Raw genomic sequence first — 3,584 nt, 5'->3', positions numbered from 1 at the left:
TCTGTTCCATTTACGTCGGCCACAAGTAGCGATCCTGCTGTTACTCGGCCTTTTTACTACCGAGCGGGCGCAGGCGCAGGGAACGGGTTACGTCCGGCGGCATTTGGAGTTTTACGACGACAAGCCCATCCACTACGGCTTCCTGTTTGCGGTACCCATCACGCGATTCAATATTCGGCACAGCGATAAGTTTCTCGAGTCCGACTCGGCTTACGCCATCGGCTCACCCGCGCAGCCCGCTTTTCGCATGGGCTTCACCGTGAACGCTTTCCTCAACGACCGCTTCGACATTCGCACCACGCCTTCCGTTTCCCTTTATGAGCGGCAGGTTCGGTTCGATTATCCTAGCGGAGCGCCAGCAGGAGGTAACAATCCACCTGGCAACAAGAAGATTGAAAAGCGGGAATCCACCTGGATCGAGATTCCGCTTTTGGTAAAGTACAAGTCCATGCGACGCGTCAATACCCGCATGTACCTGCTGGCGGGCGTCACGCTGGCCATCGAAACCAACGTCAAGCGCAGTCGGGGCGGGGGTAGTAGCAATCAGCTCGATACCCGCACCTCGGACTTTACGGTGGACTATGGCGTGGGCTTTGAGCAGTTTTTCCAGTTCTTTAAGTTCGCACCCGAACTGCGCTTCTCCCACGGCCTGGTGAATATGCTGCAGCCCGGCACCAACTCGCTGAGCGTCGGCATCGACCGCATGACTACCCACACCGTGACACTGTATCTGAATTTCGAGTAAAGAGCAGGCTGATTTTCAGTTGCTTACTTTTTCGTGAAAATTTTTCCAACCAAAAAGTTGGAAACCTGAAATCGCTCCTACATATTTGCACTCCCAAACGGAAACGTCGGGGCTCTTAGCTCAGTTGGTTCAGAGCACCTGCCTTACAAGCAGGGGGTCGGGGGTTCGAATCCCTCAGGGCCCACACATTTTTAAAAAACCGCTTTACGCAATGTAGAGCGGTTTTTTTTGCGTTACGATGAGATATAAAAATGTTGAATAAAAGGTCTTTGTCCATACAGACTGCGGCAGAGTGACCACAGGGGTCGAAAGAAAGTGCCCGAAGTAATAAGCCATACCCAGTTTTATTAGATAGGATAATGATAGACATAGAGGACTTTCAGGCGCATCTGTCCACGTTAAAAAAAGCCAAGTGGGCAAAGCTTTTTGAACTGCTTCCCCATATTGAATCCTCAGCAGAATTTGGAAAGGTTGAGGGCGGCGAGGTACTTAATCATGGCTCGATCAAGACGCCTTACTGGACATATTCTGACTTGGTTAGGGAAACCGTAAGGATCATCCATGATCTTCAAATCACCCCGATTTTCGATTGGCCCAAATGGGAGGAAGGACACGCCATGCTCGAAGATAGGGCATTCGATTATTCGGCGCTCGACACCACGACGCTGTGCAAGCTCCTCACTACAATTATCCGGACCGACCGTTTCAACGACGGGTTTCTGGTTCTTTCTTTTCAGTCCGGAACGATGGCCAAAATCATTAGAGCGTTGCAGGAAAATGTGAGCAGCGGGAAATAGTCAGCATGAAAACTCCCATTTTTCATCACTAACTTGGCGTCTCCGAGCCCCGCCCGGCCCAGTTGTTGAATAAAAATGGAAACAGAAAAAAAATACCGCTTGTCTTTTACCGGCGCTTCCCTGATGCTCCCCAAAATGTCTGAATTGGCGGGCATTTATCTGGATCAGCGCGCGGAAGGGATAGACAAAAAGCAAGTCATTCAGGGACAAAAGGCCAAGACCATCAGGACGCAGTACCGCGAACTCAAGCTTCGCCTCGACCCTCTTACGCGTGCCCAACTTACAATCCTGGCCCACGGCGACCTTGTAGCCCAAAAGCAGATCGCGCTATTGGCTGTGTGCAAAGTATATTCCTTCATTCGCGACTTTGTGGTAGAGGTACTCCGGGAAAAAGCCCTGGTGTTCAACTATCAAATCACCGAGGGCGAGTACATTACCTTTTTTCGAAAAAAACGAGAATTCCACCCTGAACTAGAAGCATTGACCGACAAAACCGCTGCAAAGATCCGACAAGTGACCTTCAAAATACTCGAACAAACCAGCCTGATCGATTCAATTAACTCAAAGCGAATCAACCTGCAACTCATGGATGAAAAGGTGGTCAGGGCGGTGGTCGAGGAGGATGCAGAATGGCTTAAAATATACCTGCTGTCGGATGCAGACATCGCCAGCCGAACGCACTGATATGAAAAACATCGCCCATAGTTTTGAACACATCTATCAGGTAATTGCCACGCCCGGCTTTCTGGAAATGAATACGCTGGGTGGGGAGATTCCCTTTTTCATCGCTTCTTATGAGGCCAAACAGCAGACCGCGGTCGATAAAGCCGTAAAGGGCCTGAAAAATAAGCTGATGAATCAGGGGATTCCTGTGTTGGAAATCAACCTCTACGACCTGGTGATGGAGATTGTCGACCGCGAATTGAGCCAGCAGGAGCTGTTCGACATGGAGACCCAGATGGACAAGGAAGAATTCAAGGAGGCCCTGCAATCTTTGCTCGACATCAATCAGGTACTTATCCCCGCCATCCGGCAGATGATCGAAAGCCAGAGAGCCAGTATCTATTTCCTGACGGGCATCGGGCTGGTCTTTCCGTTTATCCGCTCGCACAACGTTCTCAATAATTTGCAGAATGTCGCGAAAGATGCCCCCACCCTTACCTTCTTTCCCGGCCAGTACAACGGCTTTTCACTGGAACTGTTCGGGCTGCTGACCGACGACAACTACTACCGTGCCTTCAAAATAGACGACTACACCACCACCGCATGAAACTCAACCAAATTTTTGAAAGACGAATCGACCGTTCCATCGAAACGGTCATTAAGGCCGACGACCGGGAACACATTAAGCAGGAAGTCGAGGAATACGTGATTACGCGGGAGGTGGCCAGGAAAATCCGCGATTTCTTTGCCGCCTACAACGACTACCAGGGTGCCAACGGCGTCTGGATTTCCGGCTTTTTCGGGTCGGGTAAGTCGCACTTGCTGAAAATCCTGTCGTACGTGATGGAAAACCGCGAAAACGAAGGCGAGCAATTGGGCAAAGTTTTCGCCGACAAAATCGTGGAGGACGATCTGCTGCGGGCCGATGTGTTGCAGGCCACGCGCATTCCCTCGGAATCCATTCTGTTCAACATCGACCAACAGGCCCAAATCACCAGCAAGCAGGAAGAAGACGCCATCCTCACCGTCTTTTACAAAGTCCTCAACGACCACCTGGGGTACTTCGGCGGGCAGAAACACGTAGCGGATTTCGAGCGCTGGGTGACGTCCGAGGGCAAGTACGACGCCTTCGTCGCGAAGTTTGCTACCGTGGCCGGAGAACCCTGGGAAAGCGGGCGGCGCAAGTACTTCTCGCCCAAAATCAAGGAAGCCATCGACGTCGCCCTGAACGACCTCATGGGCGTTGCTACCGAAGGCTACGGCAACATTATCGACACGCTTCGGAAAGACCACGCCATTTCCATCGAGGATTTGTGCATTCGGGTCAATGAGTACATTCAGACCAAATCCAAAGGCTTCCGGCTCAATTTCTTCGTGGA

5 protein-coding genes and 1 tRNA gene are annotated in these 3,584 nt (G+C 51.2%); all 6 read left to right on the top strand.

Going from position 1 to position 3,584, the window contains the following annotated elements; translation table 11 throughout:
- The first annotated feature begins 1 nt into the window (after position 1).
- Positions 2 to 745 carry an outer membrane beta-barrel protein gene (locus ACEW8P_RS05465; protein WP_373512096.1) on the top strand — a complete coding sequence of 248 codons (744 nt, stop codon included), beginning with the start codon at positions 2 to 4 and terminating at the stop codon, positions 743 to 745.
- Between the two features lie 109 nt (positions 746 to 854).
- Positions 855 to 929, top strand: a tRNA-Val gene (locus tag ACEW8P_RS05460).
- A 175-nt stretch (positions 930 to 1,104) separates the two neighbouring features.
- Positions 1,105 to 1,542, top strand: a complete 438-nt coding sequence (locus tag ACEW8P_RS05455) for a DUF6508 domain-containing protein (RefSeq protein WP_373512095.1) — start codon at positions 1,105 to 1,107, stop codon at positions 1,540 to 1,542.
- A gap of 75 nt (positions 1,543 to 1,617) precedes the next feature.
- Positions 1,618 to 2,226, top strand: coding sequence for a DUF1819 family protein (locus ACEW8P_RS05450; protein WP_373512094.1), 609 nt, complete (start codon positions 1,618 to 1,620; stop codon positions 2,224 to 2,226).
- Positions 2,198 to 2,812, top strand: coding sequence for a DUF1788 domain-containing protein (locus ACEW8P_RS05445; RefSeq protein WP_373512093.1), 615 nt, complete (start codon positions 2,198 to 2,200; stop codon positions 2,810 to 2,812). The genes ACEW8P_RS05450 and ACEW8P_RS05445 overlap by 29 nt, the downstream gene beginning before the upstream one ends.
- On the top strand, positions 2,809 to 3,584 hold a 776-nt coding region (locus ACEW8P_RS05440; protein ID WP_373512092.1), incomplete at its 3' end, for a DUF6079 family protein. The genes ACEW8P_RS05445 and ACEW8P_RS05440, both read left to right, overlap by 4 nt.

The organism is Persicitalea sp. (genome assembly GCF_041751555.1).
In the GTDB taxonomy this organism is placed as follows: Bacteria; Bacteroidota; Bacteroidia; order Cytophagales; family Spirosomataceae; genus Persicitalea.
The sequence above is the reverse complement of the archived record's forward strand: the minus strand, read 5'-3'. Positions and strand labels throughout refer to the sequence as shown.

Coding starts and splice junctions, on each gene's coding strand:
- ACEW8P_RS05450 (WP_373512094.1), top strand. CDS start 1,618: ATGGAAACAGAAAAAAAATACCGCTTGTCTTTTACCGGCGCTTCCCTG.
- ACEW8P_RS05445 (WP_373512093.1), top strand. CDS start 2,198: ATGCAGACATCGCCAGCCGAACGCACTGATATGAAAAACATCGCCCAT.
- ACEW8P_RS05455 (WP_373512095.1), top strand. CDS start 1,105: ATGATAGACATAGAGGACTTTCAGGCGCATCTGTCCACGTTAAAAAAA.